Genomic DNA, 21,877 nt, shown 5'->3' with positions numbered 1-21,877 from the left:
CTATCCCTCCAGTGTATGAGCATGCAAAGAAAACGTCTCAACAATCTTATATTTAGGTCTTTGATCTAAATGGGTTTCATAAAGATGAATCCGATCAACTACAACAGGATCGACCTCTTGAAAAGCCAGATCGTAGTCTTTTCCCTTCGAATATGGATGGTGTCCAGCCCATTTCCTTGCTAAGGTTATATGAGGGTGAAAAGGCTTCTTATCCAACTTAAAATTGGTATCAACACAAGCTTGATAGATGTTTTTCTGTAAATGATGAAGAGCTCCAGACTCATTCATTGAAGCCCAAAAAATCCTCGGTGAACTCTCTTGACCAAAAATACCAATTCCCTTTAATGAAAGAGAAAAGGAAGGCATTTGAGAAGCAACCGTTTTGACAGCATGTTGAAGCTGCACCTTTTTCCTTTCAGTTTCAACATCTCCTAAAAAAGCCAATGTGACATGATAATCTTCTGGATAGACCCATTTTTGAAAAGGAAGTTGATCTTTATTTACATCTAACCACTTCTGTATCGATGAACCTTGAGTTTGGTGGATAGGAATGGCAAGAAAATAATGGTGAACTTGCATATATACTCCTCCTGACTTAATCAACATAGCGTTAGTATCCGTACGTACATTACGCAGCATCTCTTCGTTATATTTTATCCTAGTAAACTTTTCAATAAAAGGAAGAATCATTAAAGAAGTTCTCTACTTTTGGTACATACTAGTATAAAGTCTTTTAACAAACGTTGTTGCTCTCTCTATAGGGTTTAATTCCTAGCATTTCACTATGAATACATATGTAAATATGATATGATTTTGGTATCGTTTATAAAATTTATCCTAAGCTTTTTTTGAATCCTTACGGGTTGATGTTTTTGTGAAGTTTTTGCTTATATACGGATATAAGCGTGATTTTATTTACTCAGGTGAAAGGAAGACTCCTGGTTTAAGAAGCAAAGACCAAGGAACCCTATAGGCAGTTACCTTGCGAAAAGTAAAAGAATGCCTACAACAATACGGAAAACAAAAAAAGTAGTACACACCAAGAAATTATGTGTCGTTTATGAATTCGTTTAAAGGAAGTGTAAAAATGAAAGTAGTCAATAATATCGCTGATCTAATTGGACATACTCCGTTAGTTAAGTTAAATCGAATGAACCCAAATGATGGGGCTCAAATATATGTAAAGCTAGAATTCATGAATCCAAGTGGAAGTGTAAAAGATCGTGCTGCTTACAATATGATAGTAGAAGCAGAAAGACAAGGACTGTTAAAGCCACATTCTACCATTATTGAGCCCACAAGCGGTAATACAGGTATCGGACTTGCAATGAATGCAGCCGCTCGCGGGTATAAAGCCATTCTTGTCATGCCAGACAATGCGACACAAGAGCGAATCAACCTATTAAAAGCATATGGAGCAGAAGTGGTTTTAACTCCTAGTGAAGAAAAAATGCCAGGTTCCATTCGAAAAGCTGAACAATTAGCTAAAACGATTCCTAATTCATTCATGCCCATGCAGTTTGATAATGGGGCAAATCCGGATGCTCATCGCCATACTACAGCTAAAGAAATCATCGAAGCAATGGAGGAAATAGGAAAGCCGTTATCCGCTTTTGTGGCAACAGCTGGTACAGGCGGTACAATTACTGGTACAGGTGAAACATTGAAAGAATACTATAAGGATCTAACCGTACATGTTGTTGAGCCAGCAGGATCTCCCGTTCTTTCCGGTGGAAAACCAGGTATGCACAAGCTTGTAGGAACGAGCCCAGGTTTTATTCCATCTATTTTAAACCAAAAGGTGTATGATGAAATCTTTAGAATTCAGGATGAACAAGCATATGAAATAACAAGAAAGCTCGCTCGTGAGGAAGGAATATTAGTAGGACCTTCATCTGGTGCGGCTTGCTATGCAGCTATTGAAGTAGCAAAACGTTTAACACCTGAAGATGTCGTGGTCTGTATTACTTGTGATACAGGTGAACGCTACCTATCAAGTGATGTGTTTGCATTTGATTGATAAATAAACTCCTCCCTTCAAAAAAGAGGAGTATGCTTGCGGTTTAATAAGCATACTCCTCTTTTTTTCTCTAACTTGCTACATATCCTTTTTGTTCTGAAAGCTTAAACCATAAAAGCACGACAATAGCCATTGAAGTTAAAATCCCAAAAAAGAGATAGACATGCATAATAGATAAACTCTCTAAAATCAATCCACCTACAAACGTGCAAAACCAATTCCCTAATCCATTCCCAATTGCCGTGTATAGAGAAATTGCTGTTGCCCCAACTTTTTTCGGCGCTAAATCTCTTACATATTGAATGGCAGCAGGAATAAACAACCCTACCGAAAACCCTTGTGCAATCGTTGAAAGATAGATAATGGAAAGGGGTGGATCTATGTAATATAAAAACCATCGACACGCAGACACGATTGTTGCTAAGATGACAATATTCATTAATCCTAATTTACTAATCAATTTGTTTGCTAGCTTCATAAATGGTGCCTCACTACCTGCTGCAAGAAGAAATGCAATCCCTATTCCAGTTAAACCTCCACCTACCTCTGCAATTAATATTCCAAAATAGATATTATTCGCAAAAATGGGACCTAACACCAAAAAGGCAACAAATAAAAAAACAAAGTATCTAGGTACATTTACTAGTTCTCTAAACCCTTCCTTTAAGCTCACCTTCAACGTTTGATTTTCCTTAGGCAGTCTCCAAGCGAAGAGAGTAGCAATAAATAAGGTTAACCCGAATCCATAAAATATCACGACTAAATTAGTGACATCAGAAACCCAGCCCATAACCAAAACGGCAAGAGCAAATCCTACTGCCCCCCATAACCGAATAGAACCATATTGAACATTTGTTTTTTGTGCATAATTGACTGCAATACTATCAGAAAGGGGAACTAAAGCACTTTGTGTAATCGCTAAAAGTGTAGCAATGATAATAATCAAATAATAGTGACCTAAAAAAGAAAAAATAATTCCAGAAATTCCTGTTAGTATTAGAGCAATTGTCAATATATAGGTTGGTTTTTGTGTTACATCACTTAACACTCCCCATAAAGGTTGAACGATAATCATAACGACAGGACTAATGGACATGATTGTTCCAATTTGACTACCAGAAAGCCCAATAACATCCTTTAAGTAAACAGATAGAAGTGGAAACAAAGAACCAAATCCGAAAAAAACAAAGAAATAAAAGAGAAAAAACTGTTTGTTTTGAGATCGTACTTGTTGCTGTGAGAGTGAGTAATCCATCCTGCTTAATCCTTCTTTCTTTTTTCATCACTTTTAACATACATTCTTTAAAGCTATTCTTTAAAGCATTGACTGTTTTAAACGTGGTTGTTGATTTCTATTACAAGCACTTGCTTGCACTCCAAGTAACAAAGTGCAAAAAATCATCATCACCTCGTTCAAAACCAAAACAGTAAAAAAAGAAAAGGATAGCTAACGAAAACTACCTTTTCTCCTATCTTTCCATATTTTATCCTACCACATTTAGTACCTTTATGACCTCATACCCGCGTTAAAACGAATAGAGTTATTATTATTTTGCTAATTCATAAATAGCTTGAGCATAAATTGCTGTTGCCTTAATAAGATCTTCAATGTGTATGTATTCATCTTTTTGATGTGCTACATCAGGTCTACCTGGAAACAACGGTCCAAATGCAACACCTGCTTCTAGTGATCGTGCATATGTACCGCCACCAATTGCAATTAACTCCGCTTTCTCACCCGTTTGTTCCTCATACACTTTGCTTAACGTTTGAATCAATGGAGAGTTTTCCTCTACATGATGTGGTGGTGAGTCATTAAAATCTGTTACTTCAAATCCTTCTATCGATATGAAGCCTTTTTTTATCTTCTCTGAATCTCCCGTAACAGGGTATCGAATATTTACACCTATTTTTCCAATTTCTTCTTCTTGATAATGCATAACCCCTGCATTTACAGTCAATTCTCCACTTATATCATCTTTATAGGCAATCCCGATTTGATTTCCTCTCGTATCATTATGGAAACATTGTTTAATAGTCATAACGTAGGCACGACCATTGTCATCAAGGTTGGCATCTGCTAAAAATGTAGCCAATAAAACACCCGCATTGATTCCATTATTAGGCTCCATGGCATGTGCAGAAACTCCTTCGATCATGAACTCAATTTCATCTCCAAGTTTGTTCACTTGACCATTTATTTTCACGTTTTTCAAGTACGAGTAAAATGATTGTTCCAATTCTGCTACATCACCATTTACCCTCACTGTTGCTTTAGCAAAGTCAGGAACCATATTGTATCTTCTTCCGGATTCAAAGGAAACTAGTTGAAGTGCTGCTTCTTCTTTTTTTACAAGCTGTTGTTCTAAATTCAAATCAATAATTCCTTTTTCAGCAAAAATAATCGGGAAATCCGCATCAGGAGCAAAGCCCATTTCTGGCATTTTTTCATGTTTAAAATAATGATCTACACAACGCCAATCACTTTCTTCATCTGTTCCTATAATCATTCTGACATTTTTAGATAAAGGAACACCAAGCTCTTTTACAATTTTCATTGCATAGAAGGCAGCGATTGTTGGACCTTTATCATCCATTGCACCACGTGCAAAAATTTTCCCATCTCTTATCTCTGCACGATAGGGATCACTTGTCCATCCATCACCCTCAGGTACAACATCTACATGGCATAGAATACCGAGCACTTCATCTCCACTGCCTTTTAATTCAATATGACCCGCGAATCCATCGAGATTCTTTGTCGTAAAGCCTTCTTTCTCACCTAATTCTAGTAAATGAGTAAAGGCTTTATTAATCCCTTCACCAAATGGCGCTCCCTCTGAAGCTGTTTCCTCTTCCAATACACTCTTTATTTGCAAGAAAGCTTGTGTATCCTGAACTAATTCTCCCTTGACCTTTTCTACTTTTTCAACCCAATTCATCTATGTATCCTCCTACAAAAATAAGTCCTTATAAAATCTACTTATAAGATACCATAAAAATAGGATGAGCTTAAAAAGGTTAACCTAGTTATACTGAATGACCTTTAAGCGTTTCCTAGAAAATTTCTGTCCTTTTTTAAAATAACCACCGATTAATTTATCCAAATCACTTGCAATTAGGCTTAAAAACGAATATTATTAATAAGGTTTTGAATAACGTTCGTAAAAAAATGGAGGTACATATGTTTAAATTAGCAGAAAACAACACGAATGTGCGAACAGAAATAATTGCAGGGATTACAACCTTCCTTACTATGGTTTATATCGTTGTAGTTAACCCAATTATTTTAGCAGATGCTGGTGTTCCATTTGATCAAGTATTTACAGCAACGATTATCGCTACAATCATCGGTACATTATGGATGGCTTTAGCTGCAAATTATCCTATCGCGATAGCTCCTGGTATGGGACTAAACGCTTATTTTGCTTATTCTGTTGTTGGAGCAAACGAAAACATCACCTATACAACAGCATTTTCTGCTGTATTTATCGCAGGTATTTTATTTGTTATTTTATCTTTGACTCCTTTTAGAAAAAAATTAATAGAAGCAATACCTAGTAATTTAAAACACGGAATTACTGCAGGAATTGGTCTATTTATCGCTTTTATCGGATTACGTCTAACAGGTATAGTAACAGCTGATCCTAACAATCTAGTTGCTTTAGGAGATCTTCATTCTCCATCTGTTATTCTTGCATTAATTGGATTAGCCGTTACATTAGTGTTAATGAGCTTAAATGTACATGGTGCTTTATTTATAGGTATGGTGATTACAGGCTTAATTGCTTACTTCACAGGGGAATTAGAATTTCATCAAGGAGTCTTTTCTTTGCCTAGTTTACCCGAAGGCTTAATCATTACAAATCCTTTCGTAGCGATTGGTGATGTAATTTCCCACGGATTATACGCGGTAGTGTTTTCTTTCTTATTGGTAACTATCTTTGATACAACTGGGACGATGATTGGTGTGGCTCAGCAAGCTGGGTTAATGAGAGGAAATGAATTACCAAGAGCGAGAACGGCTTTATTAGCTGATTCAGCAGCAACAACAGTAGGAGCAATGTTCGGAACAAGCCCTACTAGTGCCTATATTGAATCCTCAGCTGGTGTTGCAGCCGGAGGAAGAACTGGTCTAACAACGTTAACTGTTTCTGTTTTATTCGGATTCACTTTGCTGTTTAGTCCTTTAATTGGCGCTGTATCAGGTATATCCGCAATTACTGCACCTGCACTGATCATTGTTGGAAGCTTGATGATGGGTGCTATAGCAGAAATTAACTGGAAAGAGCTTGATGAAGCATTCCCAGCATTTTTAGTTGTTTTAAGTATGCCTTTAACATCTAGTATTGCAACAGGAATTGCATTAGGATTTATTTCTTATCCATTAATGAAAATAGCAAAAGGAAAATGGAAGGAAGTTCACCTTTTCGTTTATATCTTTGCTGTCCTATTCTTTATTCAATTGGCATTCTTCGGACATTAATTCCTAAAATAAATGGTTATTTTAACGAAATAAGCTAAAAGAGGCAAATGAGAAACCCGAACGATATGGAAATCTCCCATATCGTTCGGGTTTTATTCTTTGTCCCTACCTGTATTGTTTATGCATACGATTGTTAATCGCTAGTTAGCAATCGTGAATAAATTCATTCATGGTTGATAATTACTGTGTTAAACATATTGCTAACTGTACTGTTAAAATACTCAATATTACTATTAAACGTTGATCTAAAAATAAAAAATGGAGATGAGAATTAGTGTGCTAATTACATCTCCAAAAGTTATCTCACTTTAATTTTTCTCCTACCAACCGAACGGGTTAGCTTAGTTTGTGATTAGCTTTTTTGGCATCCTAAGTATTTTACTCACTCTTAAGCTTGTTTTGTTAAAATCATTGGACCATCCTTCGTTATGGCAATAGTATGCTCATATTGGGCTGAAAGGCTCCCATCAATGGTTCTTGCTGTCCATCGGTTATCATCCATTTTTGATTTCCACGAGCCGATGTTGACCATTGGCTCAATTGTAAAGACCATTCCTTCTTTTATACGAATTCCCTTATTTGGTTCGCCATAGTGTAAAATAGTTGGAGCCTCATGTATCGTCTCCCCTATTCCATGTCCTGTAAAATCTCGCACGACAGACAGCCCTTCTGCCTCTACATATGATTGTATTGCGTGTCCTATATCCCCAACACGATTTCCAATTACAGACTGCTCAATAGCTTTGTTAAGGGCTTCTTCCGTGACTTCTAACAATCTTGAAGCTTCTTTCGACACCTCACCAACTGGATATGTCCAAGCTGAATCTGCTAGAGCACCATTTAAGTTAACGACCATATCAATGGTCACAATATCCCCTTTTTTTAAAGGTTGTTTCCTAGGAAACCCATGACAAATTTCATCGTTTATAGACGCACACGTAGCATATTGATACCCTTTGTACCCCTTCTGCTCTGGTTTTGCTCCATGCTTTGCTAAATAAGCATCAACAAATGCATCAATTTCCAAAGTTGTTACACCTGGCTTAATCATACTTGCTATTTCTTTATGACAGTTTGCCAACAGCTGACCTGCTTTACGCATGAGTTCAATTTCACGTGTACTTTTTAAGATAATCAATCAACCTAACCTCCATTACTACTCATTCTCATCTATATATGCAAAAGAGTACCATAACATGAAAACCAATGAAAGAAAGGAAGACTAAAACCTTAAAGTTGAAAAAATGTCATAACGATCGTTAGCAAAAGAAGGGGACCAACTCCAGGTAGAATAAAGAGTGATTCGCATTTCTTCTGAGCTAGGAACGTATCACCCTTTTTTCGATAAGCTATTAAGAGATATGGATTTTTCTGTACCTTTTCTTCAAATAGAAGAGCGAACCATTGCTTGAAAAAGAGCCAAAAGGCCATACAAATGATCCACTTTAACCAGATCGGAGTAAGAGCAATTAAAACCCCGGTGGTAAAGACAAGCCTAACGTAATTTAGTAAGGTTGACTTATCACGAAAAAACGATTTGATGAACATCTCGGTGACTCCATTTATGGGTGTTCTTTTATGAAAAATCCTCTGGGAATATCTCCATAGAAAAGAAGTAGACTTAGGTGTTTTTTTAACTTGTGGCATATGAATCTCAGGATTGACGGTAAAAATAAATGTAGAAAACCTCATTTTGCACTTCTGTTCTTTCTCTACGTCGAAAAAGAAGGACTGATGTTGTTCAATATATCTTGATAGCTTTATCCATGAAATCAATAAATAAATAACTGAAAAAGTAATCAAAAGGACATAATCATTTTGCGTCAAAAGGAAATAGGTGAGACCACCAGTTGATAGAATCAGTGCAAAATAAATGCCCATTTTCTTTATTAGTTTATGTGTGTAGATTTCTTGTCTCCAGGCTGTAAAAAAGAGATTATGACTAAACATATAGACGATATAGAGGCTATAGTTAATCAAACTAAATTGTATAAAATGATGTGTTAACGGTAACAAAAGGAGCGCAAGAAATCCCCATTTTAAACTAATTATAAGGATAGAGTAAGCAGTACCTCCGCTCCTTAGTTGAAATACCTTTCTTCGATGCTGCAAGAGATACAGCTGGTCCGCGTCTTCCATAAATAGTCGAATTTCCCCTCCTAAACTGAGAAAATAGCACACAATAAAATAGAACAGGAGAGGTACTTGATCCAACCAAATCGGTTGCACCTCCCACCACAATAGGTAAAACTTACTCAATAAGAGTAAAGCTGGAAGGAATACATAAAGAAGGACTGTCCAATCCATAATGGATAGCAGGATCTTTTTTTGATAGTTCCAATCCGCTCGCAATCTTGTAAACCATACTTTATACCCGTTCATTTTTCATTCTATCCTTCCGTTAAGACGTGAAAGCAATCTAGAAGGGAACCATTTTCTTCCCCACTTTTGACTTGGATTTCGGTAAGCGTTCCTTCCGCTACAATAGATCCTTCTGAAACAAGAAGAAAACGATCACATATTTTTTCAGCTGTATCAAGTACATGTGTACACATTAATATCCCTGCTCCACGCCGTTTTTCTTCCTCCATTACCTCCAAAAACATTTTAATTGCTCCAGGATCTAATCCTATAAAGGGTTCGTCCACTATATAGATGTGAGGCTTTATTAGGAGAGCTTGAATAATCATCGCTTTTTGTTGCATCCCTTTAGAAAAGCTAGAAGGGAATTGATCCTTTACTTTCTCCATACGAAAAGCATGAAGATATTTACTTGCTCTTTCATTCAATGTCTCATCCCCGATATCATGAATGGAAGCTACTAAATCTAAATGCTCCCATAAAGTAAGATGATCATAGAATATAGGTCTTTCAGGGATGTAGGCATAGCTCGTCGTGTCACCCCACCTGACATTTCCTTTCATATATTGAATAACCCCTAAAAGGGTTTTAATGGTTGTACTTTTCCCAGCACCATTGGGACCTATTAATCCAACCAATTCTCCCTTTTGTATAGAGAACTCGATTTGATGTATGATTGGTGATTGTTCATCATATCCCGCAGAGTGTATGTTAATATCTACTAATTCCATAATATCTCCTCCATATAATTGTATGTACGTAAATAAACATGCAAGGGTTTCAAAAATTTCTAAAGAATTTCATGAAATTGTCATAGTATTCAAAATACAAATCATATAGATTTACTATACAGAGTACATACACGTTCATACTTACTTTCTTCACCAGAATTTTAGGTTCACCATGTTAAAAACAATAGGGGTTTTGCTAGGAGTTTGGTTCAAATAGGTTCAAATTCTTACAAATCACTGGTTTTTTACTAGGTTAAAATGTTAATATTGTGTAAATTAAAACTTTTTTCTGGATTGTAAGTGTCGAAATCGTGTAAAATATTGTTGTAACGTTTTACCGTAGAACTAAATATGTATGAAATGACATCTGAAGTTGCAGTCATCGAAAGGTTGTAGTAGGCATTGCCAGTGCGATCAAACGATAAGGAGTGGTTTTTTGAAACCTTCAACAAACCGTATGCTAACCAGAATAAAATCAGTCTACATGTTTATTAGCGAGCGAGGAACTGTTACAACTCAACAGCTCGTTGACGAATTTGGTATTACACCTAGAACCATTCAACGTGATCTAAATGTATTAGCATACAACGATTTGGTTCACAGCCCAACGAGAGGTAAATGGGCAACTACAAATAAAAAAGTAAAGATGACATCTTAAATACAAATAATTTTTATCTATTCGTAAAATACATAAAAGGAACCTTCCTAAATGAAAGGTTCCTCTTTTTTGATTGAAATAATTTTATAATTGGATAGGTTGAGCAGCTCGTAGCTCTTCAATTTCCTCTTCTGTTAATTCGCGATATTCCCCAGTCTTTAATTCTTCTTCATCTAACCTAATTGGTCCCATTGAAATTCGTTTTAAATATGTGACCTTTTTACCAACTGATTCAAACATTCTCTTTACTTGATGATACTTTCCTTCAGTAATCGTTACATGAATTTCAGATTCGTCTCCAGATCGAAGGATTTCTAAAATGGCTGGCTTTGTTAAATAACCATCGTCCAGCTCTACTCCCGTTTTAAATACTTGTACGTCGCGATCTGTTACTTCACCTAGGATCGTAGCATAATAGGTTTTCGGAACATGCTTTTTCGGTGATAAGAGCTGATGTGAAAGCTGTCCATCATTGGTTAAAAGCAATAGACCTTCCGTGTCTTTATCCAATCTTCCTACAGGGAATGGCTGGCAAACAGCGTCTCCCATTTCGAGTAAGTCCAGAACCGTTTCTTGGTATTCATCCTCAGTTGCCGATAAATATCCAGCAGGTTTATTCATGATCAAGTAAACAAATTCTTTATATTCAATGATGTCTTCATTTACTGTAATAGTATCCTCTTCAGGATTGACGTGTGTTTTCGGATCCTTAATGACTTCACCCTCTACCTTCACTACGCCTGTCTTTAGCATTTTTTTCACTTCTTTTCGAGTTCCAAATCCTACATTTGCTAATAATTTATCAATTCTCATTTATCCGTACTCCTTTTTCCTATTGGAAGGGCTCTATCTTCCACTTTATTCCTATCTAACATCCCATTTTATTAAATACAGCCATCATTTAAGCAACGATTTCTGGTAAGCAAAATAGAAAGAACGCCTTAACAATGAGCATAAGTTGATTCATTCTGTATTTCTTCTTGTCTACAAGTCAAAAACTCGGTCTTTCACCGAGTTTTTCATGTTCCTATTCTTATTTTAACCAAGATAGAACGTTACACTCTATCCGACTGATTTCCTTTTTGGCAAAAATCGAGTAAGTCGATTTCCTAATAGCTTTTCAAGTAAATGTGAGCGGTAAGCTAAGTAAAGGTAAGAACCCGCTCCAATGATGATCGCAATTCCTGCTGTTAAGACAGCCTGCATTCTACTGACATGATAATCTAGAAAGATAGATGTGATTGATTGCGTTACAGATACTGCCAGCCCCATAAATAAGCAAAGGATCGTAATAAGGACTGTACGCTTCATTAATAATTTAAATGAAAAACCTGCATGACGTTTTATCATGGCAAATCCATATATTAAAGAAAATGAATAGCCTGCTGCCGTTGCTAAAATCGAACCAATTCCTCCATACATCTGAATAAAGCTTGGGTTCAACACAAGCTTCACAATAATCCCAATCACTAAGCTAATCACAGCTAACTTTTGCTTATTGATACCTTGTAAGATTGCTGCATTAACAGTAAATAAAGAGAATAAAAGGGCAACTGGAGCATACCACATTAAAATCTCTTTCCCAATTTCTTCTGCTTCACCGAAATAGAAGATAGAATAAGCAGGACCCGCTAGGACAGATAACCCTACGACTGCTGGTAACACAAGTAACATAATGATTTGAAAGGTTTGGTTTATTTGCTTATGAAGTAAGGCACGATTATTACTTGTGAACGATTCCGTAATGGTCGGGATTAACGTTAACCCAAAGGCTGTTGCTAATGACACAGGAATCATAACAAGCTTTGGCACATACAAAAGTAAAACCGAATAAATCTCCCAAGCAAGGTCCTTATCCTTACCAGCAGCAATCATCGCCTTCATGAACGTGTTCGTATCAATGTAGCCATAAATCGGGATTGCCAAGCCAACAAATACGAATGGACCTGCATAACGGAATACTTCCTTAAACATATCACCTAAAGGGATTTTTTTTGTCTCGATCTGCTCACCTGTAATCGCCAGTAGTGTATGCTTTCTTCTTACCCAATAGACAAATAAAACGAGTAGCCCTCCGATTGCACCTACGAATGCTGCAAAGGTTGCATACCCAACAGCTAACACCATACCTCCATCAAATACATTTAACACTAGGTAGGTGGCTGCTAATAAAAACACAATTCTTACAAGCTGCTCGATAACCTGTGAAACGGCTGTTGGACCCATCGATTGATGTCCCTGGAAAAAGCCGCGAATTAAACTCATTAAAGGAACAATGATCAGCGCTAAACTAACCATACGGATAACAAAAATAGCGTCATCTACGGTAACACCTTTTACCGCTTTATCAGCAAGCGCACTTGCCGCTAACCAAGGTGCAAGTAAGTATAAAAGACCAAATGCTATTAGCCCAGTTCCTAGCATAACAACAATGCCTGCTTTAAACATTCTCCTACTTGTTTGATAGTCACCCATCGCATTATATTTTGACACAAATTTTGAAACGGCTGCTGGGAACCCTGCCGTTGCAATACTCAGAAAAATTGTATACTGCGCATAACCAGTTTGGAATAAACCTCCGCCTGTTGTGCCTACCATCGCAAAAAAAGGAATTAAGTAAACCATTCCTAATATTCTTGAAATATATGTACCTAACGTTAATATGAACGTACCTCTTAATAGCTGATTTGACATCGTTTAAATTCACCATTCTTCTCAATATGAAGATTCAACTTTTCTATTTTACCACAAACGTTACGTTATACCATATGTTTGTCTATGTCTTATTTTCTCTCTAAAAAGGATACAAGGCTTTGGTCAAGATCAAATTAATTTTTGCTTTTTTTATTGTTCAGCTTTATTATGAGGAACAGAGAACGAAAAATGAAGGTGTGAACGAAATGAATAAATATGATGTAGTGGTTATTGGTGGCGGTCCTTCTGGATTAATGGCTGCTATTGCCGCTGGCGAAAAAGGTGCTAAGGTGCTACTCATTGATAAAGGTAATAAGCTAGGAAGGAAGCTCGCGATTTCAGGCGGTGGACGCTGTAATGTGACAAATCGACTTCCAATCGATGAAATTATCAAGCACATCCCCGGGAACGGGAGGTTTTTATATAGTGCATTTTCAGAATTTAGTAATGAGGATATCATCTCCTTTTTTGAAAACCTTGGCATTCAATTGAAGGAAGAGGATCATGGCCGAATGTTCCCTGTTACAGACAAAGCACAGTCGGTAGTAGATGCTCTTGTTAACGAATTAGCTCGTTTACGTGTAGATATTCGGACGAATGAGCCTGTAAAGGAAATCAATTACGGTGAATCACAGCATGAAATACAACTTGTAAGTGGAGACCTTATCTATACAAAATCGGTCGTATTGGCGGTTGGTGGAAAAAGCGTTCCTCACACAGGTAGCACAGGGGATGGTTATTCTTGGGCCGAGAAAGCCGGTCATACAATTACAGAGCTCTTCCCGACGGAAGTCCCTGTCACTTCAAATGAGCCATTTATTCAAAATAAGACGTTACAAGGTCTTTCATTACGGGACGTAGCCTTAAGTGTTCTTAATCCCAAAGGAAAACCAATTATTACACACAAAATGGATATGATTTTTACACATTTTGGTCTCTCAGGACCCGCGGTTTTACGATGTAGTCAATACGTCGTAAAGGCGATGAAAAAATTCAAAAGTACATCTGTTACAGTAAGTATTGATGCACTACCAGAAATGAATGAAGAGCAATTGTTCCAGCAAATCGCCCGTGATCTAAAGGAAGATTCGAAAAAGGCGATAAAAAATGTCTTAAAGGGGCTTCTACCAGAAAGATATCTCTTATTTTTACTAGAAAAGAATGAAATAGACCCACTCGTTACGTCTGATAATCTTTCAAACGAAAAATTACGTTTATTTGTAAAAGACTGCAAACAATTCCAATTTAACGTGCATGGGACATTATCACTAGAGAAGGCATTTGTGACAGGCGGAGGGGTTTCAGTAAAAGAAATTCATCCAAAAGAAATGTCCTCCAAGCTACAAGAGGGACTTTATTTTTGTGGAGAGATCTTAGATATTCATGGGTATACCGGTGGCTATAATATCACATCTGCTCTTGTGACAGGTCGACTAGCTGGAGTTAATGCCGCTCTTTACTCAAACGCTTTTTAAAAGGACAAGTCATATTCCTCCTCATGACGAAATAAAGTATACTAAATGACATTTTCCAAAGATAGGATGTGAATTGGATGGTCAAAGTAGCTTTGTTTGATGAGGAGCATGAGAAAGATCTTGAGGACGAGCTAAACGAGTTTCTTTCTGATTTAAGCGAGAATCAGGTAAAGGATATAAAGTATAGTGTATCTGTCTCAACGGATGAAGATGGTGAGCAACTTTATTGTTATTCGGCTTTAGTCATCTATAGTGTAAAAGAGTAGATAATAAAAAAATAGGCAAGAAGGGGCTGGGACAGTAGTGCCTGGCTCTTTGTTTTGTCCCACCCCCTTCTTTTCTTACACTTGACTTTTAGGTTTCGTTTCCCCTTTATAGTCGAGCATGCCACCTGCCATATTGACAACATTGTATCCTTTATCTTGCAGATAAGCACAAACATTTCCACTTCGAGCTCCTGATCGACAAATAAAAATTGTTTCTTTGTCTTTATCAATCGCATCCAATTGATCAGGTATATCATTCATTCGGATATGTTTTGCTTGTGGAATCATTCCAGCTTCTACTTCCTCATCTTCTCGTACATCAATTAATTCTAGCTCTTCGCCTTTATCTAGCTTTTCTTGAATTTCTTCAGGACTCATTTCTTTGATTTCAATCATTACGGACATCCTCTCAGTTTTAATAGTTGAATTATACCAAAGTGACCAGGGCGGATTCCAGTAAACGACGTTGACCGCTCCTTCATTTGGTCATGTCTTCTTCACTCTTCCCTTTGAATTACCTAAACCCCACTCTAAACATTTATTCTGCTAACTATTTTCCTAGAAAAAACAGAGGTAAGGTGTCCCCTGCCTCTGTTTCTCTGTCTTAATTCGCAACAATATTAACTAGCTTACCAGGTACGGCAATCACTTTACGAATTGTTTTTCCTTCAATTTGTTCTTTAACACGATCATCAGCAAGGGCAATTTCTTCAAGCTGATCTTTTGTCACATCTTTAGCTACAGATAGCTTTGCTCTCACTTTACCATTCACTTGAACAACAATTTCCACTTCATTTTCAACAAGCTTTGCTTCGTCGAAAGCAGGCCATGCGTCATAAGCAATTGTTGTACTGTAGCCAAGCTTATTCCAAAGCTCTTCAGCAAGGTGAGGCGCAATTGGAGAAAGTAGCTTAACAAAGCCTTCTACGTATTCTTTTGGTAGAACCGTCGCCTTATATGCTTCATTAATGAAAACCATTAGCTGAGAAATGGCCGTATTAAAGCGTAAGCCCTCCATATCCTCTGTTACTTTTTTCACGGTTTGATGATAAACACGCTCAAGAGTATCACTAGAATCATTCGTTATTTTAGGGCTTAATTCACCGTTATCTTCAATGAATAAACGCCAAATACGATCTAAGAAACGTCGTGCGCCATCAAGTCCAGTTGTTGACCATGCAATTGATGCATCAAGTGGACCCATGAACATTTCGTAAAGGCGAAGTGTATCGGCACCATGTGAAGCAACAATCTCATCTGGATTTACAACATTACCTTTTGATTTACTCATTTTCTCATTATTTTCACCTAGGATCATCCCTTGGTTAAATAGTTTTTGGAAAGGCTCTTTTGTATGAACAACACCTAAATCATATAAAACCTTGTGCCAAAAACGAGCATAAAGTAAGTGAAGAACCGCATGCTCAGCCCCTCCGATATAAATATCAACAGGAAGCCACTCTTTTAGTTTATCTGCATCTGCAAGTGCCTCACTGTTATCTGGATCAATATAACGGATATAATACCAGCAGCTACCTGCCCACTGTGGCATTGTATTTGTTTCACGACGACCTTTTTTTCCTGTTACAGGATCAACGACATGAACAAAATCCTCAATAATTGCTAATGGTGATTCTCCTGTACCTGAAGGCTTTATTTCCGTTGTTTTTGGTAAAACAAGTGGAAGCTCTTCTTCTGGAACAGCTGACATGGTTCCATCTTCCCAGTGGATAATAGGAATTGGTTCACCCCAGTATCGTTGACGGCTAAATAACCAATCACGAAGACGGTACGTTACTTTCTTTTCACCTTTGTTGTTTTCTTCTAACCAAGCAATCGCTTTTTCAATTGCTTCTAGTTTTCCAAGACCATTTAAGAAGTCGGAGTTCACATGCTCTCCATCACCTGTGTATGCTTCTTTAGAAACATCGCCACCACTAACAACTTCTTTAATCGGAAGCTCGAATTTCACAGCAAACTCATAATCACGTTCATCATGTGCCGGAACTGCCATGATTGCACCCGTACCATATGTTACAAGGACATAATCAGCAATCCAAATTGGCATTTTCTCACCATTTACAGGGTTAATTGCATATGCACCTGTAAATACGCCTGATTTTTCCTTAGAAAGCTCTGTACGCTCTAAATCACTCTTATGTTTTACTTGGTCGATATAAGCATCAACAGCAGCCTTTTGTTCTTGTGTCGCAATAGTTGAAATAAGGCTATGCTCTGGAGCAAGAACCGCATATGTTGCGCCGAAAAGTGTATCAGGACGTGTTGTAAATACTGTAAATTGATCATCATGTCCCTCAATATCAAATGTTACATGAGCACCTTCTGAACGACCAATCCAGTTTCTCTGCATATCCTTGATGCTTTCTGGCCAATCTACTTCTTCAAGGTCTTCAAGTAAACGGTCAGCATATGCAGTAATTTTTAGCATCCATTGCTTCATTGGACGACGTTCAACTGGATGTCCACCACGTTCACTTTTCCCGTCAATGACTTCTTCATTTGCTAGAACTGTACCTAATGCAGGGCACCAGTTAACAGGTACTTCATCTACATACGCCAATCCTTTTTTGTAAAGCTGTAAGAAAATCCACTGTGTCCACTTGTAATAACCAGGATCTGTCGTGTTCACTTCACGATCCCAATCATAAGAAAAACCAAGCGCTTGAATTTGTCTTCTGAAGTTATCAATATTTTGCTTTGTAAATTCCGCTGGATCATTTCCAGTATCTAACGCATATTGCTCCGCTGGTAAACCAAATGCGTCCCATCCCATTGGATGAAGTACATTGAATCCTTGCATACGCTTCATACGCGATAAAATATCTGTTGCTGTGTATCCTTCTGGATGACCTACGTGTAAGCCTGCACCAGATGGATATGGAAACATATCTAAAGCATAGAATTTCGGCTTGTCTGAATCCTCGGTTGTTTTAAATGTTTTATTTTGTAGCCAGTAATCTTGCCATTTTTTCTCCATTTCTTGATGTTGAAAGCTCATCTTATATCCTCCTTCTTTCTATGTACATCTATATACTAATTATCCGCTTGAACGGATCAAAGTAGGCGTTTCTTCTTATCATGACCAACCGAGTAGCAAAAGCATACCAATAGAAAAAACCCCACATCCCAGAAAGGGACGAGAGGTTTGATTCCCGTGGTACCACCCAATATTGGCATAATGCTATTATGCCCACTTTGATATCCGTAACGTGGATTTACGACAAACATTACTTACCCTCTAAGGTGTTCACATTTGTAACTCAAAGGCGAGTTCATTAGTCCATTGGATTGACTTGCACCACCCGTCAACTCTCTAAACCTAATTACACTAATTACTATTCCTTTTCACCGTTCATTTCGTATATTTAAGAACATTTTATAAAACTTTCTCACGATATGCAAGTTTATTCCCATGTTTCATAAGAATTTACTTTGGTCCTTATGGAAAGTAAACCTTGTATTCATATAAACTTTTAACGACAGGCTCTGTGTCCAAAACAGATAATTGGGTGAAAATAGTAAAAGCGTGAATTCGTATGTGAATTCACGCTAAAAGGTCACTTTGATAACCTTCATTTCATTTGATTTTGACCATAAATAGAAAGTGAAAAGACTCCTATTTATTGGACCGTATACCCACCATCCAATACGACAGCTTGCCCTGTTACCCCTTTCGCCTTATCACTAGCTAGAAAAAGAGCATAATCGGCAATTTCTTGGACATCTAATAACCTTTTTTGCGGGATAAGTGGATATAATACCTCTTCAATTACATCCTCAAACGGTACATTTCTTGTGTTTGCTAAATCCTGCAGCTGGTTTCTTACTAGCGGTGTATCGACATATCCAGGACATAATGCATTTACGGTAACGCCATGTTCAGCCCCTTCTAGTGCCGCCACTTTTGTTAGTCCAATTACGCCGTGCTTTGCACTATTATAGGCTGCTTTTCCTGAAAATCCAATTAGCCCGTTTATAGAAGCAATGTTTAAGATGCGACCAAATTTTTGCTCCTTCATCATCGGAAACACATGCTTTGTTGCAATAAAAGGGGCCACAAGCATAACCTTTGTTAAAAGCTCGAACTTTTCAGTTGGAAAATCTTCAATATGGGATACATGCTGTAAGCCAGCGTTATTTATTAACGTATGAATCGTTCCAAATTCTTCCCTAGCTTTCGTAATAGCATCCATAATTTCCTGTTCTTTTGTCACATCGCATTTCAAGCCAATAGATTGATAGCCTTCATTACGTAATGATTGTGCACTTTCATTTACTTGTTCTTCTTTTAAATCTGTTAAGACAACCTTTGCTCCTTCTTTAGCAAAAGCTTTTGCAATCTCAAAACCGATGCCTTGTGCTGCTCCAGTAATGAGTACGACCTGATCTTGAACCAACACCATCTACCTCCTCATTCTATATTGTTAAATTCCCACTCCTAGAGAGAAGAGAATGATAGCTAATATTACCCCTAGTAACGGAACAATAACGGTTAATGCCCCTACTGGATTATAAGCATCCTGATGTGACTCACCACAAATGGCTCGCACGGTTGTTACGACATAACCATTATGCGGAAGCGAGTCTAATGCACCAGAGGAAATAGACACTACGCGGTGAAGTGCTTCTGTATTTACCCCCATATCAATATAATGTGGTGCTAATAAAGGTAAAGCAATTGCCTGACCACCTGATGCAGAACCTGTCATACCTGCGATCACACTAACCGCAATTGCCCCACCAATTAACGGACTACCTGGGATACTTGTCATCGCATTAACAGCTGTTTCAAATGCTGGTACAGCCTTCGCAACACCACCAAAGCCAACCACGGCTGCCGTATTACCAAGTGCGAGTAGAGCTCCTAGAGTACCTTCAGAAACAGCATCCCAGAAGGATTTGAAATATGTTCGATTTAAAAGGAACGTCGCAATGACTCCACCTAATAATGCAATTATTAAGGCAGATTGCTGTAAGGAATCATGGAAAATGAACGAAATAATTAAAACGACGAGCAATGGAATAACACCAGAGATTGGACTTGGCAGTGCTTTATTTTCATTAACTGGATCATTTTCACGAGCAATAAATTTCTCCCCGCGTGAAACAGCCTTTTTAATCATGCGACCTAACCACCAATAACCAAAGACCATCATGAATACGGCAACAATCGCACTTACTTCCCAGCCAGCATATGGAGATGTACCTAAATATTCAATTGGAATCCAGTTTTGAATTTCTGGCGATCCTGCAGACGTCATTGTAAAGGTAACAGATCCAAATGCTAATGCTGCTGGAATAAACCGACGAGGTAGATCCGCTTGTCTAAATAAACTAACAGCCATAGGATATACAGAGAATGCAACAACGAATAAGCTAACTCCACCATAGGTTAAAACAGCACAAGCAATAACAATCGCTAACACGGCTCTTTTCATCCCTAGCTTACTTACAATCCATTGTGAAACACTATCTGCTGCTCCACTATCCTCCATCACTTTTCCAAAAATAGCTCCAAGTAAAAACATTAAATACCACGAAGCAATGAACCCTGAAAAACCTGACATATAATTCCCTACCAAGTTCGCTTCACCTTCTCCTACTAGCTGAGGAAAGAGGGGAAGCCCACTAAATACTGCTACAAATAAAGCACATAAGGGACCTGCTACTAATAAGTTCATCCCTTTCATGGTTAAATAAATTAATAGTGCTAAACCACCAATTAGTCCAATCATACTTAACATACATTATCCCCCTTTGTTTGCCGTACTCTTACATAGAAGATTCTAGCTTCACATGTTCAGAAACGATTAAACTAGCTTCAGTTGAGCTTATAACATCTTCAACTGTATAACCTTCAAGTACCTCAGTTAAAACTAGTCCTTCAGAAGTCACATCCATAACGGCTCGATCTGTAATGATACGATCTACTACACCCTTTCCCGTTAATGGCAAGCTGCATTGTTTAACGATTTTCGATTGTCCATTTTTTGATACATGCTCCATTATGACAACAATTTTTTTCGCTCCATGAACTAAATCCATGGCCCCGCCCATGCCTTTTATCATCTTTCCTGGTATCATCCAATTTGCTAAATCACCATTCTCTGAAACTTCCATTCCGCCTAGAATGGCAATGTCGATATGACCACCACGTATCATGGCAAATGACTCAGCACTGCTAAAGAAGCTAGACCCTGGTATAGTCGTGACTGTTTCTTTCCCTGCATTTATTAAATCAGCATCAACATCCTCTTCAGATGGATATGGACCGATTCCTAATAAACCATTCTCTGATTGAAGAACGACAAGCTTAGTTTCGTGAATATAGTTCGCAACCAAAGTAGGCATCCCAATTCCAAGGTTTACATAGTAACCGCTTTCAATTTCTTGCTCAGCTCGACGTGCAATCTTTTCACGAACATTTTCTTTACTCATGAATTGATTTCCTCCTTTCGAACAGTACGCCTTTCAATTCGCTTTTCCTGCTTCCCTAAGATAAGATGCTGGACATAGATACTTGGTGTATGGATATATTGAGGATTAATTCCCCCGATTTCTACTAATTCTTCGACCTCAGCTATTGTTATTTTCCCAGCTGCTGCAATCATAGGGTTAAAGTTTTGAGCGGTTTTATTATATTGGAGATTTCCCATCTTATCCGCTCTGCTTGCTCTAACTAAACTAAAATCAGCGACTAAGGCGGTTTCTAATAAATATTCTTTTCCGTTAAACCTTCTGACCTCTCTCCCTTCTGCAATCGGGGTTCCAACACCTGCTGGCGTATAAAACGCAGGAATTCCAGCCCCACCCGCTCGAATTCTTTCGGCTAGCGTACCTTGAGGTATGAGCTCAACCTCAATTTCATTTGCTAGTACTTGCCGTTCAAATTCCTTATTTTCTCCTACATATGAGGCGACCATTTTCTTTATTTGTTTATTTTTTAATAAAAGCCCAAGTCCCCAGTCATCAACTCCACAGTTATTTGAGATAATTGTTAAGTCTTTTACACCCTTTTCTACTAAAGCAATAATGAGATTCTCAGGTATTCCACAAAGTCCAAAGCCCCCAACCATAAGTGTTGATCCATCCTTAATTTCTTGAACAGCTTCTTGAAATGAATGATATATTGGTTTCACGATGCTCCTCCTTTCAGCTTACATAC

At 37.8% G+C, this 21,877-nt stretch carries 19 protein-coding genes and 1 other annotated feature; of the genes, 5 read left to right on the top strand and 14 right to left on the bottom strand.

The genetic code is table 11. The features are described from left to right. Entirely contained in the window at positions 1-579 is a 579-nt protein-coding gene (gene thpR / locus A9C19_RS04500) for an RNA 2',3'-cyclic phosphodiesterase (RefSeq protein WP_072578826.1), read from the bottom strand. Between the two features lie 508 nt (positions 580-1,087). On the opposite strand from thpR, the gene cysK reads away from it, so the two are divergent. After that, positions 1,088-2,020 (top strand): cysteine synthase A, encoded by a 933-nt coding sequence (gene cysK / locus A9C19_RS04495; protein ID WP_072578825.1) that lies wholly within the window; start codon positions 1,088-1,090, stop codon positions 2,018-2,020. Between the two features lie 70 nt (positions 2,021-2,090). Here cysK and A9C19_RS04490 read toward each other — a convergent pair whose 3' ends face one another. Beyond that, positions 2,091-3,275: an MFS transporter gene (locus A9C19_RS04490; RefSeq protein ID WP_072578824.1), complete on the bottom strand. Its 1,185-nt coding sequence runs from the start codon at positions 3,273-3,275 to the stop codon at positions 2,091-2,093. A gap of 292 nt (positions 3,276-3,567) precedes the next feature. Further along, positions 3,568-4,962 (bottom strand): dipeptidase PepV, encoded by a 1,395-nt coding sequence (pepV, locus tag A9C19_RS04485; RefSeq protein ID WP_072578823.1) that lies wholly within the window; start codon positions 4,960-4,962, stop codon positions 3,568-3,570. 242 nt (positions 4,963-5,204) lie between these two features. Between pepV and A9C19_RS04480 the strand changes: the two genes are divergently transcribed. Then, positions 5,205-6,506 (top strand): NCS2 family permease, encoded by a 1,302-nt coding sequence (locus tag A9C19_RS04480; protein ID WP_072578822.1) that lies wholly within the window; start codon positions 5,205-5,207, stop codon positions 6,504-6,506. A 388-nt stretch (positions 6,507-6,894) separates the two neighbouring features. Here the strand turns inward: A9C19_RS04480 and map are convergent, their stop codons facing one another. From map to A9C19_RS04465, 3 genes are all read right to left on the bottom strand, one after another. Beyond that, positions 6,895-7,644, bottom strand: a complete 750-nt coding sequence (gene map, locus A9C19_RS04475) for a type I methionyl aminopeptidase (RefSeq protein WP_072578821.1) — start codon at positions 7,642-7,644, stop codon at positions 6,895-6,897. 92 nt (positions 7,645-7,736) lie between these two features. Continuing rightward, on the bottom strand, positions 7,737-8,888 hold the full coding sequence (locus A9C19_RS04470) for an ABC transporter permease (protein WP_072578820.1): 1,152 nt from the start codon (positions 8,886-8,888) through the stop codon (positions 7,737-7,739). A gap of 8 nt (positions 8,889-8,896) precedes the next feature. Then, positions 8,897-9,598, bottom strand: coding sequence for an ABC transporter ATP-binding protein (locus A9C19_RS04465; RefSeq protein ID WP_072578819.1), 702 nt, complete (start codon positions 9,596-9,598; stop codon positions 8,897-8,899). Between the two features lie 436 nt (positions 9,599-10,034). Between A9C19_RS04465 and A9C19_RS04460 the strand changes: the two genes are divergently transcribed. Further along, positions 10,035-10,256: a DeoR family transcriptional regulator gene (locus A9C19_RS04460; RefSeq protein WP_072578818.1), complete on the top strand. Its 222-nt coding sequence runs from the start codon at positions 10,035-10,037 to the stop codon at positions 10,254-10,256. Positions 10,257-10,340: 84 nt separating this feature from the next. On the opposite strand, the gene A9C19_RS04455 is transcribed toward A9C19_RS04460, so the two are convergent. Next, the gene (locus A9C19_RS04455) at positions 10,341-11,069 is read right to left on the bottom strand and encodes a pseudouridine synthase (RefSeq protein ID WP_072578817.1); all 729 of its coding nucleotides are present in this window, start codon (positions 11,067-11,069) and stop codon (positions 10,341-10,343) included. Between the two features lie 249 nt (positions 11,070-11,318). Beyond that, a complete protein-coding gene (locus A9C19_RS04450; RefSeq protein WP_072578816.1) occupies positions 11,319-12,950 on the bottom strand; it encodes a putative polysaccharide biosynthesis protein in 1,632 nt (543 codons plus the stop codon). Positions 12,951-13,156: 206 nt separating this feature from the next. Here A9C19_RS04450 and A9C19_RS04445 point away from each other — a divergent pair, with 206 nt between their 5' ends. Then, complete coding sequence (locus tag A9C19_RS04445) at positions 13,157-14,425, top strand: BaiN/RdsA family NAD(P)/FAD-dependent oxidoreductase (RefSeq protein ID WP_072581743.1); 1,269 nt, start codon at positions 13,157-13,159, stop codon at positions 14,423-14,425. A gap of 77 nt (positions 14,426-14,502) precedes the next feature. Beyond that, positions 14,503-14,691 carry a sporulation protein Cse60 gene (locus A9C19_RS04440; RefSeq protein WP_072578815.1) on the top strand — a complete coding sequence of 63 codons (189 nt, stop codon included), beginning with the start codon at positions 14,503-14,505 and terminating at the stop codon, positions 14,689-14,691. A 75-nt stretch (positions 14,692-14,766) separates the two neighbouring features. Here the strand turns inward: A9C19_RS04440 and A9C19_RS04435 are convergent, their stop codons facing one another. From A9C19_RS04435 to A9C19_RS04410, 6 genes are all read right to left on the bottom strand, one after another. Next, complete coding sequence (locus A9C19_RS04435) at positions 14,767-15,087, bottom strand: rhodanese-like domain-containing protein (protein ID WP_072578814.1); 321 nt, start codon at positions 15,085-15,087, stop codon at positions 14,767-14,769. Positions 15,088-15,295: 208 nt separating this feature from the next. After that, entirely contained in the window at positions 15,296-17,710 is a 2,415-nt protein-coding gene (leuS, locus tag A9C19_RS04430; protein WP_072578813.1) for a leucine--tRNA ligase, read from the bottom strand. 131 nt (positions 17,711-17,841) lie between these two features. Beyond that, positions 17,842-18,070: a binding site (T-box leader), on the bottom strand. Between the two features lie 262 nt (positions 18,071-18,332). Further along, positions 18,333-19,109, bottom strand: a complete 777-nt coding sequence (locus A9C19_RS04425) for a 3-hydroxybutyrate dehydrogenase (protein ID WP_072581742.1) — start codon at positions 19,107-19,109, stop codon at positions 18,333-18,335. Between the two features lie 27 nt (positions 19,110-19,136). Then, positions 19,137-20,456: a GntP family permease gene (locus A9C19_RS04420; protein WP_072578812.1), complete on the bottom strand. Its 1,320-nt coding sequence runs from the start codon at positions 20,454-20,456 to the stop codon at positions 19,137-19,139. Between the two features lie 28 nt (positions 20,457-20,484). Then, complete coding sequence (locus A9C19_RS04415; RefSeq protein WP_072578811.1) at positions 20,485-21,150, bottom strand: 3-oxoacid CoA-transferase subunit B; 666 nt, start codon at positions 21,148-21,150, stop codon at positions 20,485-20,487. Further along, complete coding sequence (locus tag A9C19_RS04410) at positions 21,147-21,851, bottom strand: CoA transferase subunit A (RefSeq protein WP_072578810.1); 705 nt, start codon at positions 21,849-21,851, stop codon at positions 21,147-21,149. Before A9C19_RS04410 ends, A9C19_RS04415 begins: the two co-directional genes overlap by 4 nt. Between the last annotated feature and the right edge of the window lie 26 nt (positions 21,852-21,877).

Origin of the sequence: Bacillus weihaiensis, assembly GCF_001889165.1 — a bacterium.
Taxonomy (GTDB): domain Bacteria; phylum Bacillota; class Bacilli; order Bacillales; family Bacillaceae; genus Metabacillus; species Metabacillus weihaiensis.
This window is presented reverse-complemented; position numbering and strand designations above follow the sequence as displayed.